Annotated in this window: 5 protein-coding genes; all 5 read left to right on the top strand. The window is 71.9% G+C overall.

What is annotated here, in order from left to right:
- Positions 1–323 precede the first annotated feature (323 nt).
- Positions 324–1,010, top strand: coding sequence for an AAA family ATPase (locus GL263_RS22505; protein ID WP_182857575.1), 687 nt, complete (start codon positions 324–326; stop codon positions 1,008–1,010).
- Positions 1,011–1,403: 393 nt separating this feature from the next.
- On the top strand, positions 1,404–1,859 hold the full coding sequence (locus tag GL263_RS22500) for a hypothetical protein (protein WP_182857574.1): 456 nt from the start codon (positions 1,404–1,406) through the stop codon (positions 1,857–1,859).
- A gap of 61 nt (positions 1,860–1,920) precedes the next feature.
- Entirely contained in the window at positions 1,921–2,355 is a 435-nt protein-coding gene (locus GL263_RS22495; RefSeq protein ID WP_182857573.1) for a hypothetical protein, read from the top strand.
- A 253-nt stretch (positions 2,356–2,608) separates the two neighbouring features.
- Positions 2,609–2,965, top strand: coding sequence for a YciI family protein (locus tag GL263_RS22490; RefSeq protein ID WP_182857572.1), 357 nt, complete (start codon positions 2,609–2,611; stop codon positions 2,963–2,965).
- Between the two features lie 102 nt (positions 2,966–3,067).
- Positions 3,068–4,308 (top strand): RNA polymerase sigma factor (locus GL263_RS22485; RefSeq protein WP_182857576.1); only part of this gene is annotated, 1,241 nt, incomplete at its 3' end.

Below are 4,308 nucleotides of genomic sequence, written 5' to 3'. Positions count from 1 at the left end.
CCCCACGCCCATGCTTCCCCCTTCACCCCGATCGCATATCGTTTTTCGATGTTATCGATAAGCGATATGCAGGGCAAGTCGGTGCGCCGGCGGCGCGACCGACCGGGCAACACCGCGCGGCAGGTAGGCAGGTAGGCAGGCAGGCAGGCAGGCAGGTAGGCAGCCCGTCGCCGTACAGGACTTCCGGCCTCCGCCCGGGCACGCGCGAACGCGACAGAGCCCGCGCCGCCGCCCGACCCCGCTTCCGGTAGCGTCGGAACGCCCCGCCGACCACGACCACCACGCCAAGACCGGGCCTCGGTCTCCCCTCCGATCGGAGAGCCATGCACCCACGGCGGTACGACGAGCCGGCCGACACCGACGCCGACGCCGACACCGCGCCGCTTCGCGAACGACTGCGGCACGTCCTCTGGATCGGCGGCGGCAGCGGCGCCGGCAAGTCGACCGTCGCCCGCCGCCTCGCCGAACGGCACGGCCTCTCCCACTACGCCACGGACGACGTGATGCGCGACCACGCGGCGCGCACCACCCCGCAAACCGCCCCGCGGCTGCACGAGTTCCTCGCCATGGACATGGACGAGCGATGGCTGAACCGCCCCCCGCCGGTCATGCTCGAGACGTTCCACTGGTTCCGGGGCGAGGGCTTCGACCTGATCGTCGAGGACCTCCTCCGCCTCCCGCGGGAACGCCGGGTCGTCGCGGAGGGGTTCCGACTGCTGCCGCACCTCGTGAGGCCGCTGCTCGCCGACCCCGCCCACGCCGTCTGGCTCCTCCCCACACCCGGGTTCCGCCGATCCGCCATCCTGAGCCGGTCCCTGCCGGAGGACGGGTTCATCGAGCAGACCAGCGACCCCGCGAAGGCCCGCCGCAACCTCGCCGAACGCGACCGGCTGTTCACCCGACACCTCGCAGCCGAAGCCGACCGCCTGCGACTGCCCACCCTCCACGTCGACACGTCCTTGTCGGAAGACGCCCTCACCGAGCGCGTGGCCACCGCCTTCCGCCTCTGACACCGACCGTCACGAGCGGCCGCGAGAGCGGGGACGCCAGGCCGCGGGCGGGGGCCGGCCACCCGTAGGGGTGGCTCCTCGCGGTTCTCGCTCCCGAGGTCCCGGCGGCGTGTCAGCGTGGACACCCGGTGATCGGCTGACGGGTCAAGGCGGGGCTGCTGATCCACGCGAGAGCGCACCCGGTACGCGCCCGCGCCGGCCAGCCGCCGCAGCCCCTGCCCGAACCCGCCAGGGAACCCGCGTCGAGCGACGACCGAACGTGAGAGCCGCTGTGCGCGGGGGAGCAAGGAGCTGTGCGCGTACGGTCAACCCACGGCACGCGGGCCGCGGGCAGGATGGCGGGCGTAGGAACTCAGCTCCGGCGCACCACACCGCGACAGACGGGATCTTGCTGTGCGTGCCAAACCGATCGTGCTCACGCTGGCCCTCACCGCGCTGGCCACCACCGCCGGCCTCACCGGCACCGCGAACGCCGACGACCACCAGTGGACCCGCGGTGACCACCGTTGCGAGACGGCCAGTTGGCCGAGCCCCGGCGGAGGCCGGGACGGCCGCGTCACCCTGCGGAGCACCAAGGACTCCACGAAGTTCGCACGGATCACCATGAACAACACCTCGGCGGGACAGGAGTGGTTCGTCACCAACAAGACCGACCTGTCCCTCGTCCGCTTCTACGGGAAGTTCGTCAAGGACGGCAGGTGGCACGACACGGAGCTCCGCCGTGCGGCCGAGCCCGGCCAGACCTGGCGCGGCCGCACGAACATCCCGAAGGGCTGGACCGCCCAGCTCAGCGCCGTCTCGGACGTCGGCACGATCGGCGCCTGCACCCTCAACACCGCCCGGACCTGATGTCCCGGCCGCCGCGCTCCACCCATCCGTGACCGCCCAGAAGCATCCCCAGGGGGAAACCATGCGTACGAAGCGAACAAGAAGGACGCTGTCCGTGGCCGGCGTCGCGGCGATAGGCCTCGGCCTGACCCTGACCGCCGGCCCTGCCGCCCAGGCCTCCGGCCTCACCACGCAGGCCGTGAGCTGCCAGGACACGTACAAGGGGACCGTCGAGAGCTCCGCCGTCAAGGCCACCGTGTGGGTCAGGAAGTGCAGCGACGGCAAGAAGAGCGCGTGGGGCACGCTCTGGGACAAGAAGGCCGACAGCCGCTCCGCCTACCTGAGCCTCGACACCCACGGCTACGGCGTCATCAGCTTCAGGAACAGCAAGGGGTCGGGCACAAGCATCCCGTACAGCACTCCGCTGCCCTCGGAGACGCGAAAGCTCACCGCCATGGTCAGGGCGTGCAACACGTGGACCTGCGGAGACTCGGCAAGCCGCACCTACACCGTCTGACAGCCGCCCCACTCCACCACGAAGCTCCGCCGGGATGACGGCTCTCGCTTCACACCGGCCTCGCCTGGTCGCAGACCTCTCGGTGTGCGACCAGGCGAGGCGATGTCGAATGACGCGCTTCCATGCCGCACCGCCGCCCCCGACGCGACTCGTGAAGAAATCCTCGGCGGGGTGTCGATTCCGGCGTCGCCCGTTCGACGCGGGTATGAGAGGCGGGGAAACCGTCCCCGCCCGTACCGAGGAGTGAGCCACCATGCCGCGCTACATGACGATGATCCGCATCGACGAGGACTCCCTGCCGCCCGAGGGCCTGGGACCCGAGTTCGGGGAGCGCATGGGTGCGCTGTTCGAGGAGATCACGAAGGCCGGCGTCATGCTGGACACGGCCGGCCTCAAGCCGACCGCCGAAGGGACGCGGGCCACCTGGTCCGGCGGGAAGATCAGCTACACCGACGGGCCGTTCACCGAGGCCAAGGAGGTCGTCGGCGGCTACTCGATCCTCCAGGCCAAGGACATGGCGGAGGCCCTGGAGTGGGTCCGGCGGTTCCTGGAGATCCACCCGGAGAACCTCACGGTCACCACCGAGGTCCGCGAGATCGTCGAGGGCTGAGGAGCCGCGGCCGGTCGCGGTTGCGCCGTCGTGCCACGGCTGCTCTGATGAGTGGCCGTGGCACGAAGGGACGCGGCCGGCACGGTCGAGACGGTGTGCAGGATGGAGTCCGCGCGGATCATCGCCGGCGTCACCCGCATCGTGCGCGATGTGGGCATCGCGGAGGAACTCCTGCAGGACGCCGTGGTCGCCGCGCTGGAGCAGTGGCCCGAGACGGGCGTCCCGGCCAACCCGGCCGCCTGGCTGACGGCCACCGCCAAGCACCGCGCCATCGACCTCGTACGCCGCCGCGAGCGGTACGCGCGCAAGCTCGGGGAGATGGGCCGCGACCTGGAGAACGGTCCACAGCACGGCGTCGACGAGCTGGACGCCATCGACCCGTACGCCGACGACATCAACGACGACATGCTGCGGCTGGTCTTCACCGCCTGCCACCCCGTGCTCTCCGCCGAGGCCCGGATCGCCCTCACCCTGAAGCTCCTCGGCGGCCTCACCACGCCGGAGATCGCCCGCGCGTTCCTCGCGCCCGAGGCGACCGTCGCGCAGCGCATCGTCCGCGCCAAACGCACCCTCGCCAGGAAGAACGTCCCCTTCGAAGTGCCGAGCGGGCCGGACCGCGCGGCACGCCTGGACTCCGTCCTGGAAGTCATCTACCTGATCTTCAACGAGGGCTACACGGCCACCGAGGGCGACGACTGGCTGCGGCCCGCCCTGTGCGAGGACGCGCTGCGACTGGCCCGCGTGCTCGCCGGGCTGATGCCCGAGGAGCCCGAGGTGCACGGCCTGGCCGCGCTGCTGGAACTCCAGGCCGCCCGCTCCGCCGCCCGCACGGGCCCCTCCGGCGAACCCGTCCTGCTCGCCGAGCAGAACCGGACGCGCTGGAACCGGCTGCTGATCCGCCGCGGCTTCGCGGCGCTCGCCCGCGCCGAGTCCGTCGCGTCCGGCGCCCACGGCCCGTACGTCCTCCAGGCCGCCATCGCCGCCTGCCACGCCCACGCGCCCACCTACCAGGACACCGACTGGCCCCGCATCGCCGCCCTCTACGACCTGCTCGCCGCCCGCACCCCGTCCCCGGTCGTGGAACTCAACCGCGCGGTGGCCGTCTCCATGGCCCACGGCCCCGAGCACGCCCTCCCGCTGGTGACGGCACTCGCCGCCGACCCCGCGCTACGCGACTACCACCTGCTCTTCAGCGTCCGCGCCGACCTCCTCTCCCGCCTCGGCCGCACGGCTGAAGCCCGCGCCGACTTCGAACACGCCGCCGCACTGACCCGCAACAACCGCGAACGCGCCCTGCTCCTCGCGCGCGCCGCCCGATGCGCCGGATCCCACGGGGCCACCCC

Origin of the sequence: Streptomyces durbertensis, from assembly GCF_014156695.1 — a bacterium.
Classification (GTDB): Bacteria; Actinomycetota; Actinomycetes; order Streptomycetales; family Streptomycetaceae; genus Streptomyces; species Streptomyces durbertensis.
This window is presented reverse-complemented; position numbering and strand designations above follow the sequence as displayed.